21 protein-coding genes are annotated in these 22,615 nt (G+C 71.1%); 5 read left to right on the plus strand and 16 right to left on the minus strand.

The window, feature by feature from the left end; translation table 11 throughout:
- Positions 1–4 precede the first annotated feature (4 nt).
- From FHX45_RS13535 to ddaH, 9 genes are all read right to left on the minus strand, one after another.
- Entirely contained in the window at positions 5–553 is a 549-nt protein-coding gene (locus tag FHX45_RS13535) for a dTDP-4-dehydrorhamnose 3,5-epimerase family protein (protein ID WP_167100843.1), read from the minus strand.
- On the minus strand, positions 550–1,695 hold the full coding sequence (locus FHX45_RS13540) for a polysaccharide pyruvyl transferase family protein (RefSeq protein ID WP_167100845.1): 1,146 nt from the start codon (positions 1,693–1,695) through the stop codon (positions 550–552). Before FHX45_RS13540 ends, FHX45_RS13535 begins: the two co-directional genes overlap by 4 nt.
- Positions 1,695–2,630, minus strand: a complete 936-nt coding sequence (locus FHX45_RS13545) for a glycosyltransferase family 2 protein (protein ID WP_167100848.1) — start codon at positions 2,628–2,630, stop codon at positions 1,695–1,697. The genes FHX45_RS13540 and FHX45_RS13545 overlap by 1 nt, the downstream gene beginning before the upstream one ends.
- Positions 2,627–3,922 carry an MATE family efflux transporter gene (locus FHX45_RS13550; protein ID WP_167100851.1) on the minus strand — a complete coding sequence of 432 codons (1,296 nt, stop codon included), beginning with the start codon at positions 3,920–3,922 and terminating at the stop codon, positions 2,627–2,629. Before FHX45_RS13550 ends, FHX45_RS13545 begins: the two co-directional genes overlap by 4 nt.
- 58 nt (positions 3,923–3,980) lie before the next feature.
- On the minus strand, positions 3,981–5,003 hold the full coding sequence (locus FHX45_RS13555; RefSeq protein WP_167100853.1) for an NAD-dependent epimerase/dehydratase family protein: 1,023 nt from the start codon (positions 5,001–5,003) through the stop codon (positions 3,981–3,983).
- 3 nt (positions 5,004–5,006) lie between these two features.
- Positions 5,007–5,648 carry a PIG-L family deacetylase gene (locus tag FHX45_RS13560; protein ID WP_167100856.1) on the minus strand — a complete coding sequence of 214 codons (642 nt, stop codon included), beginning with the start codon at positions 5,646–5,648 and terminating at the stop codon, positions 5,007–5,009.
- Complete coding sequence (locus FHX45_RS13565) at positions 5,645–6,433, minus strand: sugar phosphate nucleotidyltransferase (RefSeq protein ID WP_167100858.1); 789 nt, start codon at positions 6,431–6,433, stop codon at positions 5,645–5,647. Before FHX45_RS13565 ends, FHX45_RS13560 begins: the two co-directional genes overlap by 4 nt.
- Positions 6,430–7,668, minus strand: coding sequence for a class I SAM-dependent methyltransferase (locus tag FHX45_RS13570; protein ID WP_167100860.1), 1,239 nt, complete (start codon positions 7,666–7,668; stop codon positions 6,430–6,432). The genes FHX45_RS13565 and FHX45_RS13570 overlap by 4 nt, the downstream gene beginning before the upstream one ends.
- Positions 7,669–7,750: 82 nt before the next feature.
- On the minus strand, positions 7,751–8,635 hold the full coding sequence (ddaH, locus tag FHX45_RS13575; protein ID WP_341771448.1) for a dimethylargininase: 885 nt from the start codon (positions 8,633–8,635) through the stop codon (positions 7,751–7,753).
- Between the two features lie 20 nt (positions 8,636–8,655).
- Here ddaH and FHX45_RS13580 point away from each other — a divergent pair, with 20 nt between their 5' ends.
- From FHX45_RS13580 to FHX45_RS13595, 4 genes are all read left to right on the plus strand, one after another.
- Positions 8,656–9,102 carry an Lrp/AsnC family transcriptional regulator gene (locus FHX45_RS13580; RefSeq protein WP_167100862.1) on the plus strand — a complete coding sequence of 149 codons (447 nt, stop codon included), beginning with the start codon at positions 8,656–8,658 and terminating at the stop codon, positions 9,100–9,102.
- Between the two features lie 7 nt (positions 9,103–9,109).
- Positions 9,110–9,874: an enoyl-CoA hydratase gene (locus tag FHX45_RS13585; protein ID WP_167100864.1), complete on the plus strand. Its 765-nt coding sequence runs from the start codon at positions 9,110–9,112 to the stop codon at positions 9,872–9,874.
- Between the two features lie 158 nt (positions 9,875–10,032).
- Positions 10,033–11,934, plus strand: coding sequence for a 2-oxoacid:acceptor oxidoreductase subunit alpha (locus FHX45_RS13590; RefSeq protein WP_167100867.1), 1,902 nt, complete (start codon positions 10,033–10,035; stop codon positions 11,932–11,934).
- Entirely contained in the window at positions 11,931–12,995 is a 1,065-nt protein-coding gene (locus FHX45_RS13595; RefSeq protein WP_167100870.1) for a 2-oxoacid:ferredoxin oxidoreductase subunit beta, read from the plus strand. The genes FHX45_RS13590 and FHX45_RS13595 overlap by 4 nt, the downstream gene beginning before the upstream one ends.
- 78 nt (positions 12,996–13,073) lie before the next feature.
- Here FHX45_RS13595 and FHX45_RS28075 read toward each other — a convergent pair whose 3' ends face one another.
- Positions 13,074–14,516, minus strand: coding sequence for a sunset domain-containing protein (locus FHX45_RS28075; RefSeq protein ID WP_243869030.1), 1,443 nt, complete (start codon positions 14,514–14,516; stop codon positions 13,074–13,076).
- Positions 14,517–14,630: 114 nt separating this feature from the next.
- Entirely contained in the window at positions 14,631–15,650 is a 1,020-nt protein-coding gene (locus FHX45_RS13605; RefSeq protein ID WP_167100872.1) for a polyprenyl synthetase family protein, read from the minus strand.
- 556 nt (positions 15,651–16,206) lie between these two features.
- On the opposite strand from FHX45_RS13605, the gene FHX45_RS13610 reads away from it, so the two are divergent.
- On the plus strand, positions 16,207–16,410 hold the full coding sequence (locus FHX45_RS13610; protein ID WP_167100875.1) for a hypothetical protein: 204 nt from the start codon (positions 16,207–16,209) through the stop codon (positions 16,408–16,410).
- Positions 16,411–16,471: 61 nt separating this feature from the next.
- Here the strand turns inward: FHX45_RS13610 and nuoN are convergent, their stop codons facing one another.
- The 5 genes from nuoN to FHX45_RS13635 are packed head-to-tail and all read right to left on the minus strand — an operon-like array spanning position 16,472 to position 22,584.
- The gene (nuoN, locus tag FHX45_RS13615) at positions 16,472–18,034 is read right to left on the minus strand and encodes an NADH-quinone oxidoreductase subunit NuoN (RefSeq protein ID WP_167100878.1); all 1,563 of its coding nucleotides are present in this window, start codon (positions 18,032–18,034) and stop codon (positions 16,472–16,474) included.
- A gap of 1 nt (position 18,035) precedes the next feature.
- Positions 18,036–19,586: an NADH-quinone oxidoreductase subunit M gene (locus tag FHX45_RS13620; RefSeq protein WP_167100880.1), complete on the minus strand. Its 1,551-nt coding sequence runs from the start codon at positions 19,584–19,586 to the stop codon at positions 18,036–18,038.
- Positions 19,583–21,478: an NADH-quinone oxidoreductase subunit L gene (gene nuoL, locus FHX45_RS13625; protein WP_167100883.1), complete on the minus strand. Its 1,896-nt coding sequence runs from the start codon at positions 21,476–21,478 to the stop codon at positions 19,583–19,585. The genes FHX45_RS13620 and nuoL overlap by 4 nt, the downstream gene beginning before the upstream one ends.
- A 12-nt stretch (positions 21,479–21,490) precedes the next feature.
- Entirely contained in the window at positions 21,491–21,790 is a 300-nt protein-coding gene (nuoK, locus tag FHX45_RS13630; protein WP_167100885.1) for an NADH-quinone oxidoreductase subunit NuoK, read from the minus strand.
- Positions 21,787–22,584: an NADH-quinone oxidoreductase subunit J gene (locus FHX45_RS13635; protein ID WP_167100888.1), complete on the minus strand. Its 798-nt coding sequence runs from the start codon at positions 22,582–22,584 to the stop codon at positions 21,787–21,789. Before FHX45_RS13635 ends, nuoK begins: the two co-directional genes overlap by 4 nt.
- Between the last annotated feature and the right edge of the window lie 31 nt (positions 22,585–22,615).

Below are 22,615 nucleotides of genomic sequence, written 5' to 3' on the forward strand. Positions count from 1 at the left end.
ACGGTCACCTCAGGGTCTTCAGAACTTCGGCGAGCGAGGGCGCGCGCCGGTCACGGTCGGAGGTCAGGGTCACCGGCAGCGGCCACGGGATCGCCAGGCCGGGGTCGTCGAAGGCGATCGCGACGTCCTCCGACGGGTCGTGCGGCCGGTCGATGCGGTAGGACACGTCGGCGGGGTCGGTCAGCGCCTGGAAGCCGTGGGCACAGCCCGCCGGCACGTAGACGGTGACCTGGGTGTCGCCGGAGAGCTGGAAGTACTCGCTGTTGCCGAAGGTGGGCGAGTCCGGCCGCAGGTCGACCACCACGTCGAACACCTCGCCGTAGGAGCAGCGGACCAGCTTGGCCTCCCCGGCGCCGGAGCGCAGGTGCATCCCGCGGATCACGCCCCGCACCGACCGGGACAGGCTGTCCTGGGCGAACCCGTCCGGGTCGATGCCCACCGACGCCACGACCTCCCGGTCGAAGGTGCGCGAGAAGAAGCCGCGCGCGTCGGCGTGCGGCGTCGGTTCGAACAGCCAGGCCCCGGCGATGCCGGGCACCGGAACGGCCTTCATGTCCGGCCCCCTTCCAAGACGGATTGGGACAGTGTGTCGAATTGGTGACGAATCCGCTCGGACATTGCGCGATTGCGGTCCTTGAGCACGGCGATCAGCTCCTCGCGCCGGTCCTCGGCGGCGCGGAACCGGCCGACGAGCCGGTCGAAGTCCGGTTCGCGCGCGGACAGGCAGAACTCGCCGAGCCCCATCGCGTCCATGAGCACGTCGTTCTTGCGCGCGTAGCCGAGCGAGACGGTCGGCCGCACGGTCTTCAGCGCGCACAGCACGTTGTGGTAGCGGGTGGCGACGACGACGTCGACCTCGGCCATCCGCTGCATCAGGTCGGCCAGCGAGGTGACCGGCTCGGCGGTGACCCCGGGCACGGCGGCCGCGATCCGGCGGGCGATCTCCTCGTCGGCGGTGTCGCCGGTGAACAGCCGGACGGGACGGCCCTCCGCGGCGAGCAGGCGCACGAACCGGGTCACGGTGGCCAGGTAGGCGCGGTGGATGTCCGCCGCTCGCGCGCGGTCGTCGTTGCCGCCGGAGTACGCCATGACCCCCACCCCGACCGCACCGGCCGACGGCCGCGGCTGCGGATCGGGCAGGCCGAACGCGAGGTCGGGGTGGACGGCGTCGCCGCGCACGTCGACGCCCATCCGCGCCATGGCCCGCCGCGAGTGTTCGTCCCGGTAGGAGCGGTGGTGCGCGAGCCGCGCCGCACGCGTGATCACCCAGCGCGTGGCGGGCCGGCGCACGTACTCGGCGCCGGCCGCGACGAGCGCGACCTTCGTCCCGGTCAGCCGCGCGGTCAGCCCGAGCAGCAGCAGCGAATAGGGAAACCCCCACGGCCGCAACGGAAGCGTGGCCTCCAGCACCCCCATGCCGGGCACGATCACCACGTCGTGCCGGCGGACCCATCGTCCGATCCACAGCGGGTCGGCGAGCTTGCCGAACACCTTGGCGGCCGGTGATTCCGTGCGGAACCAGTGCAGGCGCACGGCGGGGATGCCGAACCGCGCGCGGATCTCGGCGGGACCGCCGCACAGCGCGTCCACGGCCGCGTCCGGGTGTTCCCGGCGCAGGAATTCCAGCAGGGCCGCCAGGGATCCGTCGTTGCCGAGGTTTCCCTGTCCCAGCAGGCCGAAGACGCCGATCCGCATCACCGGCCCCCGCGCCCCGCCACCACCGCGTCGACGACCACGTCCAGGTCGTTGTCGACGTGCGCGAACTCCTCGGACGGTTCCCGCCGCAGCGCGCGGCGGCCCAGCCACTCGCCCAGGTGGCGGTAGCACTCGCGGCGCTCGGCCGGGGTGATCGGCGCGCGCTGGACGATGCGGATCCAGCCCCACACGTACCCGCCGAGCAGGCGGGCGGCCGGGTGCCGCAGCGGGTCGGCGCGTCGGGGGTCGAGGTTGGCGCAGCGGGACCGGATGGTCGGGTTGGCCCGCTCGGCGCGGTCCGGGTGGTCGCGCCGGAAGTACAGCAGCTCCGGGACCTGGAAGAACGGTCCCTGCAGGGCGATGTCGGCGACGAAGGTGCGGTCGGCGTGGTGGTAGCTGTCGTGCGGCTTCACCCGCCGCAGCGCCGACGCGCGGATCACGCCGTAGAAGTCGTCGCCGCCGTCGGCGAACAGCAGCGCCCGGAACCGGGTCGGCGGATGCGGCGAGTCGGTGGCGAGCCGGTACTCGAACGGCGCGGTCACGCCACCGGCGCCGTCGATGATGGCCGTGCCGGCGTGCGCGAGCACCATCTCCGGGTGCTCGTCGAGCGCCTCGACGCAGCGCCGCAACAGGTCGCGCCCGTACAGGTCGTCGTGGGAGGCCCACTTGAACAGCTCGCCGCGCGCCTCGCGGAAGACGAGGTTGTGGTTGGGCGCGGCCCCGATGTTGCGGGGCAGCGGGAGGAACCGGATGCGCCGGTCCTGCCGCGCGTACCGGCGGCAGATGTCCGCGGTGCCGTCGGTCGAGGCGTTGTCGGCGAGGATGAGCTCGAAGTTCTCGTAGGTCTGACCGAGCAGCGCCTCGAGGGATTCGGCCAGGTACTCCTCGCCGTTGTGGACGGGCAGTCCGATGCTCAGCCTGGGGGTGCCGGTCATGCGGTCCTCATTTCCTCGGAGGTGGGAGCGGATTCGCGGAGGCAGAACTCCAGTTCGAGCCACCGGGCCGCCGCGCCCAGCGCACTGCCGGCGGCGGTGCCCCAGCTGGATCCGACGGCGCCGCCCATCGCGGCCCCGGCCAGCCCGCCGCCGACGTAGCCCGCGAACGTGACGACCTCGGCGCGCAGTCCGCGGCCCGCGGCGCCGAGCGCTCGCAACGCCGACGACGAACCGGTGGTGAAGCTCGCGGCGGCGACGGCGAGCGTGGCGGGCAGGATCAGCGCGGCGGCCGAGGGCCACACGTCGCCCAGCAGGCAGCGGCCGGCGGATTCGGGCAGCAGCACGATCAGCGCGAGGCCCCACACCATCGCCGCGGCTGCCTGACCGCCGCCGAGCAGCAGCGCGAACAGCCGCAGCCGGTGCGGCCGTTCCCGCACCACCCGCGCCGCCTCGGACACGGTGACCAGCGACAGTCCGATGAGGACGGCCATGAACGGCCCGAGCAGCAGCTGGGATCCGCGGACCGCGCCGACGTCGGCCAGCCCGGCGATCGCGCCCAGCCCGTACATGCGCAGCTGCCCGGACCCGGCCACCAGCACGTTCTCCGCGAGGAACCGGCTGCCGAGGTCGCGGTGCTCGCGGATCCAGCTGCCCGTCCCGCCCCAGGCCGGGGTCATCCGCGTCTGCCAGTAGCCGTAGGCCCCGGCGACCGCGGCGGACAGGCCCCACGCGAGCAGGAACGCGACCACGCTGCCGTGCGGCATCGCCAGCAGCAGCGCCGGCACCAGGGCCACGTTCCACACCATGTCGTTGACGAACGCCTTGCGGCCCTGCCCGGCGGCGAAGAACGCGAACCGCCAGCTGTCCTGCAGCATCAGTCCCGGCAGCACGACGCCGAGCGCGATGAACGCGGCACCCACGGTCCCGCCGATCACCAGCCCGGCGAGCGCGCTCACCACCCCGGTGGCGGCACCGACGAGCAGCGCGGTGCCACTGGACCGGGCCACCGCGCCGCGCCACAAGCCGGTCGAGACGCCGCTGAACCGCACGGACAGCGGATCGGTCGCGAGCCCGCGCGAGAAGCCCAGCACCACGCCGTAGGTGACCCAGGCGAGCGTGAACACGCCGAAGGCCGCCGCGCCGAGCGAGCGGGCGACGTAGACGCCGACGAAGAAGTTGCTGACACTGGACACCGCTTGATCGCCGAGGCCCCAGGTGATCCGGCCGGCCATCGCGCGCAGCGGCGAGTCGCGCACCCGGCGGTGCCGTCCGGTCCGGTCCGTCACCGCCATGTCCGCACCCCGCCGGCAAATCGCTCCACCAGCGCGTGCATCCCGGCGCCGGTCCGCATCAGGTGAACCGCAGGGAGTCGTCGACCAGGCCGTCCTCGCGGTGCTGCCGGAGCCGGGCCAGCCGGGTGAAGCGCTGCTCGAACGCGCGGCGCGTCAGCCCGTACCGCTGGTACGCCTCGACCAGCTCGACCGCGCCGTCCTTGACCAGCCACTCGCAGGTGAAGCCGGGGACCGCCGCGCGGAACCGGGAGAAGTCGACCCGGTAGGACCGCGGATCGGCCCCGGCCTCACCGGTGATCCGCAACCGGGAACCGGGCACGGCCTCCACGACCTGCCCGGCGATCTCGGCCACGGTCACGTTGTTGCGTTCCGTGCCGATGTTGAACGCCTGGTCGTGCACCGCTTCCCGGGGCGCGACCAGCGCGGCGGCGAAGGCCCGCGCGATGTCCTGCGCGTGCACGAGCGGCCGCCACGGCGTGCCGTCGGAGAGCACCAGCACTTCCCCGGACAGGCACGCGTGCCCGACCAGGTTGTTCAGCACGATGTCCGCGCGCAGCCGCGGGGAGAACCCGAACGCGGTCGCGTTGCGCAGGTAGACCGGCGAGAAGCCGTCGTCGGCCATCGCGTGCAGGTCGTCCTCGACCAGCACCTTCGACTCCGCGTAGGGGGTCACCGGCCGCAGCGGCGCGTCCTCGGTCACCAGGTCCGCGCCGCCGGAGGCGCCGTAGACCGAGCATGTGGACGCGTACAGGAACCGCGACACCCCCGCGTCCTTCGCCAGCCGGGCCAGCCGGACCGCCGCCCGGTGGTTGATCTCGTAGGTCAGCTCGGGCGCGAGCGCACCCAGCGGATCGTTCGACAGCGCGGCCAGGTGGATCACCGCATCCACATCGGACACCTGCGCGGGCGTGACGTCCCGCAGGTCGGTCCGGTGCCCGGGCGGGTCCTGCGGCGCCGGGCCGAGCACGCAGTCGTCGAACAAACCGGAGTCGAGCCCGGTCACCTCGTGACCGGCGGCGGTGAGCACCGGCGCCATCACCGTGCCCAGGTAGCCCTTGTGCCCGGTCAGCAGCACACGCATCGCTCAGCCCTCCAGGTGGAGACGCATCTTCTGCACGTGGAAGCCCTCCGCGTACCGCGCCTGGCATTCGATGCCGCGGATGCGGGCCAGCCCGAGGAACGCTTCCCGGTCGTACCAAGGACGATGTCGCTGCGAGGCGTAGTGCCGTTGCAGCAGTTCCACTTTTTTCCCGGCGAGTTCGTCCCGCAGCGGCACGTACGCGGTGGGCGTCGTGAGGTCGCCGTCCCATTTCACGATCTCGTAGCCGAGGGTGAGGTGGCCGCGGAACGCGGTCGGCACGAGTTCCGCCAGGCCGCGGTGGTCCTGGTGCGCGTCGCCGGTGCGGGGCGCGAGGATCAGGTCCGGATCGGTGCGGGACCGCAGGTCCTCCAGCGCGTTCTTCACCTCGTCCCAGTGCGCGGGCAGCCGCCCGTCCGGCGTCTTCAGCACCGTCACGTCGAGGTCCGCGCCCGGGCAGAACGCGGCGAGCGCGGACCGTTCCTCCTCCTCGCGCTCCGTGCCGCCGCCGGAGGAGACCAGGGCGTCCACCCGCAGCCCGGGACGGGCGAGGGTGAGCAGGGTGCCGCCCGCGCCGATCGCGATGTCGTCGCAGTGCGCGCCGAGCACGACGATCCGCTGGATGCGTCCGGCAGTCAGTCCGATCACGCCGGCACTCGGTCCTTCTCCCACAGCGCCCACGGGCGCACCCCGCGCGTGTAGCCCTCGTCCAGGGCGAAGCGTTCCTTGACGGTGTCCGTCGGCTTCCAGAACCCGCGGTAGGGGTAGGCCAGCAGGCGGCCGCGCTTGGCGAGTTCGGCGCACCCGTCGGCGACCAGGTCACCGCCGGGCGGGATGTGGTCGAACACCTCCTGGCGCAACACGAAGTACCCGCCGTTCTCCCACAGCGGCATCTCGCTCACCGCGGTGATCGAGCCGACCAGGCCGCCCTCGTCCATCTCCACGCAGTGGAACGACGACTGCGGTGGTACGACCATCATCGACGCGCCCGCGTCGGTGGCGGCGAACCGCTCGATCATCGCCGGCAGCGGGGCGTCGGTGAGCACGTCGGCGTAGTTGGCGAGGAACATCGCGTCACCGTCGAGGTGCTCGCGCACCCGGCGCAGCCGTTCCCCGATCGGCGATTCGATGCCGGTCTGCACGAACGAGATCGTCCAGTCCGCGATGTCGGTGGACAACAGTTCCGCCCGGCCGCCCCGCAGCACGAAGTCGTTGGACGTGGTCTCGGAGTAGTTGAGGAAGAAGTCCTTGATGTGGTGGGCACCGTAGCCGAGGCAGAGGATGAACTCGGTGTGCCCGAAGTGCGCGTAGTAGCGCATGACGTGCCAGATCAGTGGCCGGGGACCGACCATGGCCATCGGCTTGGGCACGTCGGAGGCGGTGCCGCCGCGCATCCGCATTCCGTACCCGCCGCAGAACAGGACGACCTTCACGATGGGTTCACCTCGACGATTTCCAGGTGGGGTATGGGGAAGACCAGCCGCCCGCCCCACTCCCCGACGTAGGACAGTTGCCGGACCAGTTCGTCCCGGAGGTTCCAGGGCAGGACGAGGACGTAGTCGGGCCGGTCCGTGGCGATGCGGTCCGGCGGCAGGATGGGAATGCGCGTGCCGGGCGTGTACCGGCCGTGCTTGTACGGGTTGCGGTCGACGGTGTAGGCGAGCAGGTCCGGCCGGATGCCGCAGTGGTTGAGCAGGGTGTTGCCCTTGCCCGGCGCCCCGTACCCGGCCACGGTCGCGCCGTCGTCGGCCGCGTCGACGAGGAACCGCAGCAGGTCCCGGCGCACCCTCGCCACCCGGGCGGCGAACTCGGTGTAGCCGGACAGCTCGTGCAGCCCGGCGGCCTTTTCCCGGGCCAGCACGTCGAGCACGCGCCGGCTCGGTTCCCCCGCGGCCTCCACCGGCCGCGCCCACAACCGGATCGAGCCGCCGTGCGTCGGCAGCAGCTCCACGTCCACAAGCGACAGTCCACCGGAAGCGAGGGCGCGTTGTGCGGAAGCGACCGTGTAGTACTGGAAGTGCTCGTGGTAGATCGTGTCGTACTGGGTCTTCTCGATCAGCGTGAGCAGGTGCTGCACCTCGATCGAGACCCAGCCGTCGTCGGCGGTCAGCGACCGCAGGCCCTTCGTGAAGCCGGTGACGTCCGGGATGTGCGCGTAGACGTTGTTGGCCACCACCAGATCCGCCGGGCCGTGCTCGTCGCGCACCCGTGCGCCCGTTTCCGGGCCGAGGAACGCGGTGAGCGTGGGCACGCCGGCCGCGCGCGCGGCCTGGCCGACGTTCACCGACGGCTCCACGCCGAGACACCGGATCCCTTGTGCCACAACGTGCTTGAGCAGGTACCCGTCGTTGCTCGCGACCTCGACGACGAACGAGTCGCCGTCCAGGCCCAGCCGGTCCACCGCACCGGCGACGAACTTCCCCGCGTGGTCCACCCAGGACCGCGAATACGACGAGAAATACGCGTATTCGGTGAATGTTTCCTCCGGCGTGATCAACGGCGGAATCTGCGCGAGCCAGCAATCCGTGCAGACCCGCAGGTGCAAGGGAAAGGTATTTTCCGACTCGTCGAGCTGTTGCGCGGTCAGGAACTTCTCGCACGGCGGCGTTGCGCCGAGGTCGACGACGCTGGCCAGGTGGGTGGAACCGCAGAGCCGGCAGGAGGTCATGCCCCTGATTCGGGAGACACCGCGGAGCTGTTACAAATCCCGGGCACATTCCCGGCGCCGAGCTCGAAATGAGACGCGGGAACTACTTGCGGATCTCCAGCGTGCAGCACTTCGGGCCGCCACCGGCCTTGCGGAGTTCGGAGATGTCCACGAACACCGGTTCGTAGCCGCGCGCGACGAGCCGCTCACCCAGGCCGGTGGCCTCCCGCGGCAGGACGACGTTGCGGCCGTCGGACACCCCGTTGAGGCCGAAGCACTCGGCGTCGGCCGCGGTGGCGAGCACGGCGTCCGGGAACAGGCGCGCCAGGACGCGGCGCGACCCGGCGGAGAACGCTTCCGGGTAGTACGCGATCTGCGCCGGCGTGGTGTCGGTGGCCTCGCTGAGCACGAACAGCGCGGTGTCCAGGTGGTAGTAGCGCGGATCGGTCAGGCGCAACGACAGCACCGGCACGCCGAGCACCTCCTGCGCCTCGGCGTGCGCGGCCGGGTCGGTGCGGAAGCCGGTGCCGGCCAGCAGCAGGCGACCGGTCCAGGCGAAATCGCCCTCGGCCTCGTTGACATAGGAGGGCATGACGATGTCGCGGTAGCCGTGCTCGGCGAACCAGCGGCGGAAGTGGGCGGCCTCGGCGGCGCGCTGCGGAGCGCGGAACTTCGCGCCCAGCACGCGCCCGTCGACGACGGTGCCGGAGTTGGCGGCGAACACCATGTCCGGCAGGCCCGGCTGCGGCTCGATCTCCTCGACGGTGTGGCCGAGGCGGCGGTAGGTGTCGCGCAGCTCCCGCCACTGCCGCATCGCCCGTTCGGTGCTGACCGGCTGCGCCGGGTCCATCCAGGGGTTGATGGCGTAGTCGACCGCGAAGTACCGCGGCGGGCACATGAGGTAGCGGCGGGTGGTCGGTACCCGGGTCGTCATGGAATCAACGGTATGGCTCGATTCAGGGACAAGCAATCGCTGTTCTTTGCTCATCAACCTGATAAACATTGCGTGTGAACACTCTCGATCAGCAGATCGTTTCGTGTCTGGTGACGAATGCGCGCGCAAGTTACGCCGAGATCGGCAAGGTGGTCGGGTTGTCCGCACCGGCGGTGAAACGCCGGGTGGACCGGCTGCTGGAGACCGGCGTGCTGCGTGGCTTCACGGCGGTGGTCGACCCGGAGGCGCTGGGCTGGGGCACCGAGGCGTTCGTCGAGGTGCACTGCCGCGGCAACGTCTCCCCGGCCCGCATCCGGGCGCGGCTGGAACCACTGCCCGAGGTGGTCGCGGCCTACACCGTGACCGGCGCGGCGGACGCCATCGTGCACCTGCGGGCGGCCGACATCCACCAGCTGGAGATGGCCCTGGAGCGGGTGCGCGGGCTGGAGATCATCGACCGCACGGTGTCCACCGTCGTGCTGTCCCGGCTCCTTGAGCGCCCGCCCAACCCCGCGACATGATGGCGGGATGACCGAACGGATCGTTTCCGAGCGGCACGGCGGGGTCGCGGTGGTCACCGTGGACGCCCCGGCGCGGCGGAACTCGCTCACGGTGTCGCTGTCCACCGAGCTCGCCGAGGCGGTCGCCGAGGCGGAGCGGGACGTGCGGGTGCACGCGCTGGTCGTCACCGGGACGCCGCCGGCGTTCTGCGCCGGTGCCGATCTGACGACGCTGGGCAGTGCCGGGGAGGAGGGTCTGCGGGCGGTCTACGCGGGCTTCCTGGCGGTGGCCCGGTCCACGCTGCCGACGATCGCGGCGGTCGGCGGCGCGGCGGTCGGCGCCGGTCTGAACCTCGCACTCGCCGCGGACGTCCGGCTGGCCGGGCCGCGTGCGAAGTTCGTCCCGCGGTTCCTCGAACTCGGCCTGCACCCGGGCGGCGGGTTCACCTGGATGTTGCAGCGCGCGGTGGGTGCCCAGCGCGCGCGGGCGATGACGTTGTTCGGTCAGTCCCTCGACGCGGCCGCGGCCGAGGCGGCCGGCCTGACCCTGGGTACCGTGCACGGCGACCACGGCGACCTGCTGGCGGCGGCGCTGGAGCTGGCGGAACCGGCGGCGGAGGCACCCCGGGACGTCGTCCTCGCCACGAAGTCCTCCCTGCGGCAGACCGCGGCCATGGCCGAGCATTCCCGCGCGGTGGACACCGAGCTCGAACCGCAGCTGAAGTCCCTGGATTCGCCCGGGTTCGCGGACCGGCTCGCCGCGATGCGGGCGGCGATCGGCGCGGCGAAGTAACTGTTACCATTGGTAGCAGGTAACCGGGATCACACCGCCGATCCACGACCGGGAATCCCCGCGCACAAACAGCAAGTAAGGTGGAGGTATCGGCGAAAGTGTGCCCACGGCCACGTGTCGACGACACGACCGATCGGGAGAGAGGGATTCTCTGACCCATGAGCACGACCACGAACGGCAACGGTGTGCTGTCGGCCAGCAGGCCCACTGAAGTCGCCAAACTGGACCGCGTGGTCATCCGCTTCGCGGGCGACTCCGGCGACGGCATGCAGCTGACCGGCGACCGGTTCACCTCCGAGGCCGCGGCGTTCGGCAACGACCTGGCCACCCTGCCGAACTTCCCCGCCGAGATCCGGGCACCACAGGGCACCATCCCGGGCGTCTCGTCGTTCCAGGTCCACTTCGCCGACTACGACATCCTCACCCCGGGCGACCGGCCGGACGTCCTCGTCGTGATGAACCCGGCCGCGCTCAAGGCGAACCTGCGGGACGTGCCCGCGGGCGGCACGATCATCGTCAACACCGACGAGTTCACCAAGCGCAACCTGACCAAGGTCGGCTACGGCTCCGACCCGCTCGAGGACGACACCCTGTCGGCGTTCCAGGTCCACAAGGTCGCCATGTCGACCCTGACCCAGGGCGCGCTGGAGGGCACCGGGCTGGGCAAGAAGGACGCCGAGCGCTGCAAGAACATGTTCGCGCTGGGTCTGCTGTCCTGGATGTACCACCGGCCGACCGAGGGCACCGAGGCGTTCCTGCGGGAGAAGTTCGCGAAGAAGCCGGACATCGCCGAGGCCAACATCCTCGCCTTCCGGGCGGGCTGGAACTACGGCGAGACCACCGAGTCGTTCGCCACGACCTACCAGGTGGCGCCGGCCAAGCTGGACAAGGGCACCTACCGGCAGATCACCGGCAACACGGCCCTGGCGTACGGGATCGTGGCGGCCGGGCAGCGCGCCGGGCTGCCGGTGCTGCTGGGCACGTACCCGATCACCCCGGCCTCGGACATCCTGCACGAGCTGTCCCGGCACAAGAACTTCGGCGTGATCACCTTCCAGGCCGAGGACGAGATCGCCGGCATCGGCGCCGCACTGGGCGCCGCCTACGGCGGGGCGCTGGGCGTGACCTCGACGTCCGGGCCGGGCATCGCGCTGAAGTCGGAGACCATCGGTCTCGGCGTGATGCTCGAACTGCCGCTGGTCGTGATCGACGTGCAGCGCGGCGGCCCGTCGACCGGCCTGCCGACCAAGACCGAACAGGCCGACCTGTTGCAGGCGATGTTCGGCCGCAACAGCGAGTCGCCGCTGCCGGTCATCGCACCGCGGTCCCCCGGGGACTGCTTCGCCGCGGCCCTGGAGGCGGCCCGGATCGCGTTGAAGTACCGGACGCCGGTGATGATCCTGTCCGACGGCGCCAACGCCAACGGCTCGGAACCGTGGCTGATCCCGGACGTCGACCAGCTGCCCGACCTGTCGGTCGAGTTCGCCACCCGGCCCAACGCCACCGACGGCTCGGGCGAGTTCTGGCCGTACGTGCGTGACCCGGAGACGCTGGCACGCGCCTGGGCCGTGCCCGGCACACCGGGTCTGGAGCACCGCATCGGTGGCCTGGAGAAGGCCGACGGCAAGGGCAACATCTCCTACGACCCGGACAACCACGACCACATGGTCCGGCTGCGCCAGGCCAAGATCGCCGGCATCGACGTACCGGACCTGGAGGTCGACGACCCCTCCGGGGAGGCCCGGGTGCTGGCGCTGGGCTGGGGGTCGACGTACGGCCCGATCGGCGCCGCCGCCCGCCGGGTGCGCAAGCAGGGCATCCCGATCGCGCAGGCGCACCTGCGGCACCTCAACCCGTTCCCGCGCAACCTGGGCGAGGTCCTGGCGCGCTACGACAAGGTCGTGGTGCCCGAGATGAACCTCGGACAGCTCGCGATGCTGCTGCGCGCCAGGTACCTCGTGGACGTGCACTCCTACACGAAGGTCGCCGGCCTGCCGTTCAAGGCCGAGGAACTGCAGCACGTCTTCACCGACATCATCGAAGGAGCGCTGACCCGATGACCGCCACCGACTTGGGCCTGCCCACCCTGGGCGGTCTGGACCTGGTGCCGACCACGGACGAGACCCAGAAGGCGAAGGACTTCAAGTCCGACCAGGAGGTGCGCTGGTGCCCGGGCTGCGGCGACTACGTCGTGCTCAACACGGTCCAGTCGTTCCTGCCCACGCTCGGGTTGAAGCGCGAGAACATCGTGTTCATCTCCGGCATCGGCTGCTCGTCGCGGTTCCCGTACTACCTCAACACCTACGGGATGCACTCGATCCACGGCCGTGCCCCGGCCATCGCGACGGGCCTGGCGACCACGCGGCCGGACCTGTCGGTGTGGGTGGTGACCGGTGACGGCGACGCGCTGTCCATCGGCGGCAACCACCTGATCCACGCGCTGCGGCGCAACGTCAACCTGAAGATCCTGCTGTTCAACAACCGGATCTACGGCCTGACGAAGGGCCAGTACTCGCCGACGTCCGGGCAGGGCATGATCACCAAGTCCACCCCGATGGGCTCGGTGGACACCCCGTTCAACCCGGTCTCGCTGGCGCTGGGCGCGGAGGCCACGTTCGTCGGACGGGCGCTGGACAGCGACCGGAAGGGCCTGAGCGAGGTGCTCACCGCCGCGGCGCAGCACCGCGGGTCCGCGGTCGTCGAGATCTACCAGAACTGCCCGATCTTCAACGACGGCGCGTTCGACGTGCTGAAGGACAAGGACGAGGCCGCGCACCGGATCATCCCGTTGCGCGCCGGGGAGCCGATCCGGTTCGGCCCGGAAGCGGAGTACGGCGTGGTGCCGACCCGCTGGGGCGGGTTCGAGATCGCCAAGGTGGCCGAGGTGGGCGAGGAGAACGTGGTGGTCCACGACCCGTCGATCCGGGACACCTCGTACGCCTTCGCGCTGTCCCGGATCGGTGACCAGAACCTCGACCACACCCCGACGGGCATCTTCCGCCAGGTCAGCCGCCCCACCTACGACGACCAGGCCCGCGCCCAGGTCGAGCAGGCCCGCTCCGCGAAGCCGGCGGACCTGCAGGCGCTGCTGACGGGCCGGGACACCTGGACGGTCGACTGAGGTACCGGCCGACGGCCCCGCGCGGATCCGCCCCGCGGGGCTCGGCGGTACCCGGCCACGCCGGGCGCTGACGTCACCTCACAGCGGCCGGAACCCGACCCGCTCCGCGTCCTCGGCCGACCGGAACCACACCTCGGCCACCATCCGGCCGAACTGCGGCGACTCCTCCGTGCAGTACCGCAGAGCCGTCACGCTCGCCTTGACGGTGTACTCCTCGGACGGCTTCCCGCCGCCGGGCCGCGGCATCGCCGATCCGGGACCGAACGGCCCGGGCGGCACGGTGGCACCGGCGGTGTCGCTACGGGCCGACGGCGGGGTCGGCTCGAACAGGGAGCCGCTGCGGCCGCCCTCCTCCGGCGGCACGGGTTCGCGCCGCTCCACGGTCCGCATCGAGGGTCGCGGCGGCTCGACACTGTGCGCCGGGCGTCGTGGTTGCCGCCTCGGGAGGACCTGGGTGGTCTCGGTGGCCGTCTCCTCGTCGGCGGGCCGCTCCGGCTCGTCACCGCCGAAGGCGTAGGCCGGCGGTTCCGGCGCGGCGAACGGCGAGAACCCGGGCTCCTGGCCCCGCGCCGGCTCGGGTGCGGCGAACGGTGCGAACGTCCCCGGCTCCGCCTCGCGCGACGGCTCCGGCGCGTGTCCGGGGTCGAACAAGGACCCCGGCTCCGGCTCCGGAGCCTCGCCCCGGCCGAACAGCGACCCGCGGCCGGTTCCGGGCTCGTGCGCGCCACCCGGCTCGAACAGCGACCCGGCGTCCGGCTCCGGGGCTTCGCCCGGCTGGAACAGCGACCCGGCCTCCCGGGTGTCCTCCCGGTCGAACAGCGGCCCGCTCCCGGCCTCGAACCGTGCCGCCGGCTCCGGCTCGGCGTCCGGCCGCGCGTGCGCCCCCCGCCTCGGCTCGGCGGCCTCGGCCTGGTCCCGCTCGAACAGCGACGCGTGGCCCCGCTCGGCACCCGCCTGCCCGGACGCCGCCTCGAACCCGGCCGGCCGCTCGAACAGCGAGCCGGCGAGCCCCTGGTCGGCCGCCTCCCGGCCCTGCTCGAACAGGGCGCCCCGCTCGGCTGCCTCGTCCCGCGGCTCACCGGCCGGCCCGTGGTCGCCCGCGAACCGCGCGCCGCGCTGAGCGGACTCGTCGTCGCGCCCGAACGCGTCGAACACCGTCGTCGCGTCGGGCCGGGGTTCGGGGTCGAACAGCGCGTCGTCGTCGATCTCGGAACCCGGCTGGTACCCGGGGCGCCCGGCGAGGCTGTCGCGCTCCAGCCAGGACGTCCGCGGGTGGTGCGGCTCCTCCGGCGCGGGCTCCTCCGCGCCGATCGGCTTCTTCCGCGCAACCGGCGCCGACACCGGGTCCCGGTCCAGGGCTCGCGTCGGTTGCGCGGCACGTGCGTTCTGCGCGTCGAGCAGCCGGCGCTCCAGGTGCCGGCTTCTCGCCTGGGCCGGCCGGGCCAGGAACAACCAGGTCAGCAGCACCCCGATCACGAATGCCGCCGCGCTCCAGAGCCAGACCTGTCCGAAGAGGGACATCCGTGCTGCCCTTCCTTTCCTACCGCGCGGTTACCACTCTCAGTGACGCCGCACCGGCTCGAGCATGACGCGACCGGCCCGCCCGTCGTCAACCGCCGACCGGTCCGGCGGTCGTCACCGCGTCCGCGCGACCAGGTAATTCGCGACGGATTCGCACGCGTCCCGCGCGGGCCCGGCAGGCAGGGAGGCCAGCTCGGCCCTCGCCTGCTGAGCGTAGTCCGACAGGGTGCCCATGGCGCGGTCCAGGCCGCTGGAGGACCGCAGCAGCGTCAGGGCCTCCTCGACCAGGTCGTCGTCGGTGACCGGGCCGTCCAGCAGCTCGACCAGGCGGGGGTCGGTGTCCGGGTCGGCCAGCGCGTACAGCATCGGCAGGGTCCGCACGCCTTCCCGCAGATCGGTGCCCGGCGTCTTGCCGGACTCGTGGGACGGCGAGGCGATGTCGATGATGTCGTCGGAGATCTGGAAGGCGGTGCCGACGATCTCGCCGAACCGCTGCATCGCCCGGATCGCCTCGGGCTTCGCACCGGACATCATCGCCCCGAAGCGGCCGGAGGTGGCGATCAGCGAACCCGTCTTCTGGGCGATGACGCTGAGGTAGTGGTCGACCGGGTCGTCGCCCTCGCCCGGGCCCACGGTCTCCCGCATCTGGCCGGTGACCAGCTCGCTGAAGGTCTCGGCGAGGATGCGGGCGGCGTCGGTGCCCAGGTCGGACACCAGCCGCGAGGCGTGCGCGAACAGGAAGTCGCCGGTCAGGATGGCGATGCTGTTGGTCCAGCGGGCGTTGACGCTGGGCGCGCCCCGGCGCATCGTCGCCTCGTCCATGACGTCGTCGTGGTACAGCGTGGCCAGGTGCACCAGTTCGACGGCGGCGGCGGCGATCACGACGTCTTGGTGGTTGCCCTCGCCGAACTCGCCGGCGAGCAGGGTCATCAGCGGACGGAAGCGTTTGCCACCGGCCTCGACCAGGTGCGATGCGGCGTCGTGGACGGCGCGCACCTCGCTGCGGGCGGTGTCGCGCAGCAGCTTCTCGACGTCATCGAGGCCGGCGGCCAGCGTGCGCAGCAGCTGCTCATCGGCGATCTGCAGGCCCACGCTCCCGCGCAGCTCCTCGATCGTGCTACCCCGGTGCCGCACTGACACGTTGTCCGCCCTCTCCGCACTTGCATGACCGGTCCTCACCAGCGTAATGGCTGGCTCCGGGGCGTCTGTGGGCCCATTGCGAACCGTCCCGGTGATGCCGGTGACAACCGGCTCCACACCATCGGGTGAGGCGGCCCGCGGATCGCCCTGACCAGCACCAATGTTCGCCGCAACACCGTCCGGCTGGCGCCGGGCGTGCTCGGTGACCGTCCGCTCCGGTCTTGGTGCTGGTCGGGGCCGCGTTGCGCGGCCGGCGGTCCGGGCCACGGCGCGGCCACGCGTCGACTACCGGGGGGATCGTCCTCATCGCACTCGCCTCGACCGGGTTGACACCGGTGACGAGCTGGGGCGGGGCCGAGTACGCGCGGGCGTCACCGATCGCGGCTGCTTGAGCCGCGCGCGGCGGAACCGGTGCGCTCGGCTAGCACCCGGGTCCGACAGAATCGGTGTCAGGCGGCGAAATTCCCCGGCTTTGTCCACATGCCGCTGAGCCATCCACAGAATGTGGTTCTGTTTCCCACGCCGCGGCTTCACCGGGCACGCTCGAGACATGACCGGACAAACCATTTCCCGCCGCCGCACCAGCAACCAGGCCACCCGGCCGGCCTTCGACGACGCCCGCCAGCACGGCCTCGCCCAGCGCCACCTCCGCAAGCTGATCCGGGTGGCGCAGGACAACCCCTGCCGTTGCGGCGGAGTCCACCGGCACACCTGTTCCTACGGCGACGTGGTGCACGCGCTGGATTCCCCTTGACCCCGGACACGCCAGTGCCCTCCGGCCCGGATGGGCGGAGGGCACTTCCGGTGGCGCTGCCTCAGAACGCGAAGGCCCCTGCCCCCGCCCAGTCGAGCGCGAACGCGGGGGCGACCCCGAGCAGCAGCGTGATGATCACGCCGAGCGTGATCGCCGCGGTGGTGAACGCGCCCGGCACCGTCACGGTGGGCCCGTCGGGGGCCGGCTTAGAGAAGTACATGAGCACGACCACCCGCAGGTAGAAGAACGCCGCGACGGCGCTGAACACCAGCGCGATCACCACCAGGGGCGCCATGCCGTCCCGCAGTGCCGCCGAGAACACGACGAACTTGCCGACGAACCCGCTGGTCAGCGGGATCCCGGCCAGAGCGAGGAGGAGGAAGGTGAACACCCCCGCCAGCACGGGCGACCGCTTGGCCAGGCCGGCCCACGCGGACAGGTGCGTGGCCTCGCCCTTGGCGTCGCGCACGAGGGAGACCACCCCGAACGCGGCGAGCGTGGTGAAGCCGTAGGCCAGCAGGTAGAACAGCGTTCCGGACAGGCCCTGGCCGGTCATCGCGAGCACGCCGACGAGCAGGAAGCCGGCGTGCGCGATGGACGAGTAGGCGATCATGCGCTTGACGTCGGTCTGGGTCAGGCCGAGCACGGCGCCGACCGCCATCGAGATGATCGCGACCGCCCACAACACGCCGCGCCACTCCCAGCTGGTCGACTCGAAACCGACGGTGAGCACCCGCAGGATGCCGCCGAACGCGGCGACCTTCGTGCAGGCCGCCATGAAGGCGGTGACCGGGGTCGGCGCGCCCTGGTAGACGTCCGGCGTCCAGGTGTGGAACGGGCCGACCGAGCCCTTGAACAACAACCCGACCACGAGGAGACCCATGCCCGCGAACAGCAGCAAGTCCGAACGATCCGAGCCGGCCGCCGCGCCGGCGATGTCGGCCAGCTTCACCGAACCCGCGTAGCCGTACAGCAATGCGAGCCCGTAGAGGAAGAACGCCGACGAGAACGCCCCGAGGAGGAAGTACTTGACCGCCGCCTCTTGCGACAGCAGGCGCCGGCGCCGGGCCAGGCCGCACATCAGGTACAGCGGCAGGCTCAGCACCTCGAGCGCGATGAACATGGTGAGCAGGTCGTTGGCCGCGCAGAACGTCATCATCCCGCCCAGCGCGAACAGCGCCAGCGGGAAGACCTCGGTCTGCATCCCGGTGGAGCCGACCTGGGCCCGGTCCTGCACGGTGCCCGGCCGGATCGCGGCCTGCGCGACGAACGCCCCGCCGGGCTCGACCGAACGGTCCGCGATCAGCAGGATCGCGGGCAGCGCGAGCGCGAGCAGCGTGCCCCACAGGAACAGCGCCGGCTTGTCGACCGACACGGCACCGCTGAGCGTGGTGAGACCCTGAACGGGCGAGCCGCTGACGTACACCGCGAGCGCGATCCCGGCGGCGGCGAGCCCGGCGAGGCTGAGCAGCACCTGCGACGGCCACCGCAGGTGCCGGGGCAGGAACGCCTCGAACAGCACGCTGACGCACGCCGCGCCGAGCACGATCAGCACCGGCAGAATCGCGCCGTAGTCGATGTGGGGTGCGGAGATGTGCCCCTGCTGGGCCAGAATCCCGGGCATTTCACTGGCCTCCGTTGAGTGCGGAAAGCGTCGCGTCGACCGACGGGGTCACCGTGTCCAGCACGGGTTGGGGGTAGAAGCCGAGGCCGATGACCAGCACGGCCATCGGCACCAGGATCGCCAGCTCCCGGCCGCCGAGGTCCCGGATGGTCCGCCGGGCGCCCAGCTCCGGGGCGATGGCGGCGCCCGGGCCGCCTCCGGCGCCGACCAGCGCGGTCCCCCGCACCGGACCGTTCATCAGGCGCTGGTACAGCCAGAGCACGTACGCCGCGGCGAGCACCATGCCGACGGTGGCGAGGATCGAGTACACCGGCTGGGTCTCGAACGCGCCCAGCAGCACCAGGAACTCACTGACGAACGAGTTGGTACCGGGGAGGGACAAAGTGGACAGACCGGCGATGAGCAGCATGCCGCCCAGCAACGGGGTGAGCTTGTACATCCCGCCGTAGTCGGAGATCCGGGTGGAACCGCCGCGGGCGATCACCAGGCCCAGCACCACGATCAGCATGCCGGTCGCGAGGCTGTGGTTGAGCATGTAGGTGACCGCACCGACGGTCGCCTGCTGGGTGAAGGCGAAGATGCCCAGGGCGATGAACCCGAAGTGGGCGATGGAGACGTAGGCGACGAAGCGCTTCATGTCCTGCTGCCCGGCGGCGAGGATCGAGCCGTAGAGCACCCCGATCACGGCGAGCACCAGCACCAGCGGTGCCAGGTCCTTGCTGGCCTGCGGGAACATCGGCAGGCAGTAGCGCAGGAACCCGAACGTGCCGACCTTGTCCAGCACACCGACCAGCAGCACGGCGACGCCGATGGGTGCCTCACCCGCCGCGTCGGGGAGCCAGGTGTGGAACGGCACGAGCGGCGCCTTGATCGCGAACGCCAGGAAGAACCCGAGGAACAACCAGATCTGGGTGCTCGCCGGCGCGTCCCGGACCACCGTCACCAGCGTGGCCCAGTCGAAGGTGCCGTGCCCCAGCTTGTCGGCGGCGAGCGAGTAGGCCCCGATCGCCGAGGCCAGCATGATCAGACCGCCGAGAAAGGAGTACAGGAAGAACTTGACCGCCGCGTACTGCCGGTTCGCACCGCCGTAGCCGCCGATGAGGAAGTACATCGGGATCAGCATGATCTCGAACAGCACGTAGAACAGGAACACGTCGGTCGCGGCGAACACCGCGATGGTGATGGCTTCCTGCACCAGGATCAACGCGAGGAAGCCACCCGCGCTGCGGTCCTGCGGCAGCTTGTCCGCCGTGCCGAGCGCGCCGATGACGATCGGCACCAGGAAGGCGATCACGGCGATCATCACCAGGGCGATGCCGTCGATCCCGAAGGAGATGTGCACGCCGAAGCTCGGGATCCAGTCCATCGAGCTGGTGTGCTGCAGACGGGGGCCACCGGGGTGGTACGTCGCCCACGTCGGGATGATCATCGCCAGCTCGACGAGGGAGAACACCACGGCGGTGACGGTGGCGAGCCGGTCGTTGCGGCGCAGCCCGGTGACCACGCACGCGCCGGCCAGCGGCCAGAGGATGAGGGCCAGTACCCAGGTCATGAGAACCTCACCATCAGCAGTGCGGCGACGAGGACGAACGAGCCGGCCAGCATCGACAGGGCGTAGGAGCGGACGAACCCGGTCTGCAGCCTGCGCAGCCGCCCGGATCCGCCGCCGAGCGCGGCGGCGAGGCCGTTGACCGCACCGTCGACGCCCCGGCTGTCGAGGTAGACCGAGAACCGGGTGAGCCACATGCCCGGGGTCGCCACCAGCGCCTCGTTCAGCGCGTTGCCGTAGAGGTCCTTGCGGGCCGCCTTGACGACGGCCGAGACGTTCTCGGGCCGCTCGACCGGGGTGTCGCGGCGGCCGACGACGAGCCAGGCGACCAGCACGCCGAGCGCGGAGAGCACGACCGTGATCCACGGGATGAGCGAGTGCGGGATCGCGGTGTGCCCGGCCTCACCGAGCTCACCGAGTGCGGGGGCGAGCCAGTTCGACAGCCGGTCGCCGAGGGCGAAGAACGCGCCCGCGCCGACCGAACCGATGGCCAGCACGATCATCGGCGCGGTCATCACCGGCGGCGACTCGTGCGGGTGGTACTCCTCGCCCTCGGCGGTGCGCAGGTCGCGCCAGCGTTCCTTGCCGAAGAAGGTGAGCAGCATCAGCCGGGTCATGTAGAAGGCGGTCAGCGCGGCGCCGAGCATCGCGGCGAGACCGAACACCCAGCCGCGCCAGCCCTCCTGGCCGAACGCGGCCTCGATGATCGCGTCCTTGGAGAAGTAGCCGGACAGGAAGGGGAAACCGATGAGCGCCAGGTAACCGAGCCCGAAGGTGACGAACGTGATCGGCATGTGCCGGTACAGGCCGCCGAACCTGCGCATGTCGACCTCGTCGCGCATGCCGTGCATGACCGACCCGGCGCCGAGGAACAGCCCGGCCTTGAAGAAGCCGTGCGTGAGCAGGTGCATGATGCCCAGCGCGTAGCCGAACGGCCCGAGCCCGACGGCGAGCATCATGTAGCCGATCTGGCTGACGGTCGAGTACGCGAGCACCTTCTTGATGTCGTCGTAGGCGCAGCCGATGACACACCCGATCAGCAGCGTGACCGCGCCGACGAGGGTGACGATCAGGCGTCCCGCCTCGGTCTCGTTGTAGATCGGGTTGGCCCGCGCGACCAGGTACACACCGGCGGTGACCATCGTGGCGGCGTGGATCAGGGCGGACACCGGGGTGGGGCCCTCCATCGCGTCCGGGAGCCACGCCTGGAGCGGGAACTGACCGGACTTGCCGCACGCACCGAGCAGCAGCAGGATCGCGATCGCGGTGATCACCGCGGGCGGCGCGTCGCCGATGCGGGCGAACACGCCGGCGTAGGTGACCGTGCCGAGGTACTTGAACATCAGGAAGATCGCCAGCGCGAGCCCGACGTCACCGACGCGGTTCATCAGGAACGCCTTCTTCGCCGCGGTCGCGGCGGACGGGCGGTCCGAGTACCAGCCGATCAGCAGGTACGACGCCAGGCCGACACCCTCCCAGCCGAGGTAGAGCGTCACGAAGTTGTTGCCCAGCACCAGAACCAGCATGGAGGCCACGAACAGGTTCAGGTAGCCGAAAAAGCGACGGCGGTCGCGGTCCTCTTTCATGTAGCCGATCGAGTAGATGTGGATCAGCGCACCGACCCCGGTGATCAGCAGGACGAACACGAGTGACAGCGCGTCGATCCGCAGTCCGAAGTCGATCTGCAGGGAGCCGACCCCGATCCAGGTGAACATCCGGGTGTCGGTCACGTGCCCGTCGCTGCCGAAGAACAGCACCAGGCCGTACACGAACGACGCGATGACGGTCGCGCAGCCGAGCAGGTGTCCCCATCCGTCGGTGCGCCTGCCCCCGGCCAGCAGGACGAGCGCGCCGAGGGCCGGGAACGCGACCAGCAGCCACGATGATGCGATCACTGAGTAGCCCTCTCAGTACTTGAGCAGGTTGGTGTCGTCGACCGACGCCGACCGGCGGGTGCGGAAGATGGCCATGATGATCGCCAGGCCGACGACCACCTCGGCGGCGGCGACGACCATCACGAAGAACGCCATCACCTGGCCGTGCAGCCCGCCGTTGATGCGGGAGAACGTGACCAGGGACAGGTTCACGGCGTTGAGCATCAGCTCGATGCACATGAACACGACGATGGCGTTGCGCCGCACCAGCACGCCGACCGCGCCGATGGCGAACAACAGGGCCGAAAGGAGCAGGTAGTAGGTGGGGGTCATTCCTCGTCACCCTTCCCGACCAGTGCGTGGGCGCCGGGCTCCGGCTCGGTGCCCTCGACCTGCTTTCGCTCGGCTTCGAGCCGGGCGGTGGGTGTGGACTCGATGATCGTGGACAGCGACTCGGGCGCGACGGAGCCGTCCGGCAGGATCGCGGGCGTCGTGACCGAGTGGGAGGTGGCGAACACGCCCGGCCCGGGCTTGGGCGAGATGCGCTCGTACTCGCCGCGGAACCGGGCCTCGACCAGTTCCTTCTGTGTGCGGTGGCCGCGTTTCTCGGTGAAGGCCAGCACCATCGCCCCGAGGGCGGCGGTGATCAGCAGCGCCGAGGTGAGCTCGAACGGGAACAGGAAGTCGGTGAAGATCAGCCGGCCGAGCCCGCCCGGCGTGCCGTTCGGCGCGGGGGCCGGGGTGGCGTTGGCGAGCGCCCGGGTGAGCGCGGTGGCCAGCAGCCCGGCGATGCCGATGCCGAGGATGCCACCCCACAGGCGCTGCCCGCGCAGCACCTCGACGACCGAGTCGGAACTCTCCCGCCCGACGAGCATCAGCACGAACAGGAACAGCATCATGATCGCGCCGGTGTAGACGATGATCTGGGTGAACCCGAGGAACGGTGCCTGCTGGACCATGTAGAGGATGCCCAGCGAGAACATCGTGAGGGCCAGGAACAGCGCCGAGTGCACCGCGTTGCGCGCGAAGATCAGTCCGAGCGCGCCCAGGAGAGCGATCGGACCGAGGATCCAGAACGCGACGGCCTCGCCGGTGGAGACCGTTTGCGCGGCCTGTGCCAGCACCATCACCGCACCTCCTCGGGAACGGCTCGCGCGG

It is taken from the genome of Amycolatopsis granulosa, assembly GCF_011758745.1.
GTDB classification, from domain to species: Bacteria; Actinomycetota; Actinomycetes; order Mycobacteriales; family Pseudonocardiaceae; genus Amycolatopsis_E; species Amycolatopsis_E granulosa.